Origin of the sequence: Actinomadura sp. BRA 177 (assembly GCF_013372625.1) — a bacterium.
Lineage (GTDB): Bacteria > Actinomycetota > Actinomycetes > Streptosporangiales > Streptosporangiaceae > Spirillospora.
On the sequence record NZ_JABXFD010000015.1, the window covers coordinates 1 to 459 of the forward strand.

Consider the following 459-nt stretch of genomic DNA (forward strand, 5'->3'; position numbering starts at 1 on the left):
TCGGTGGCGGCGTGAGATGGGTGAGAGTGACGGTGATCAGGGTCACTCACCAGTTCGTCATCGAGGCGGGGGATGCGTGGGGGGGAGCGCCCGGGGCGGCGGCAACCGGTGACCCGGAAGGGGTGCTGGGCGGGCTCGTCAGCCGGACCCTCACCGCAGCGCGGCACGGCCCCCTGGGCACGGCGCTGCGCGTTGCGGCGATGGCCGTCGCGGCCATCGGCGCGGCATGGCTCCACCGCGTCAACGACCCCGGCGTGCTCTGTCCCCTAAGGGCGCTCACCGGAGTCCCGTGTCCCCTGTGCGGGCGCCCCACCGCGTCCACCGCGCTCGCGTCGGGCCGTCCCGTCCACGCCGGGCCCGCCCACCCGGTCGCCCGGTCCGCCGCGATCGCCTCCGCCCCCCCACCGCGCGCCCGCCGTCCACGCCGGACGGCCCCCCCGCCCCCCACCACCGCCTCGG

1 protein-coding gene is annotated in these 459 nt (G+C 78.2%); it reads left to right on the top strand.

Going from position 1 to position 459, the window contains the following annotated elements; translation table 11 throughout:
* Window positions 1-32: 32 nt before the first annotated feature.
* Window positions 33-459: DUF2752 domain-containing protein (locus tag HUX53_RS42360; RefSeq protein ID WP_309236977.1), on the top strand; the 427-nt coding region annotated here is incomplete at its 3' end.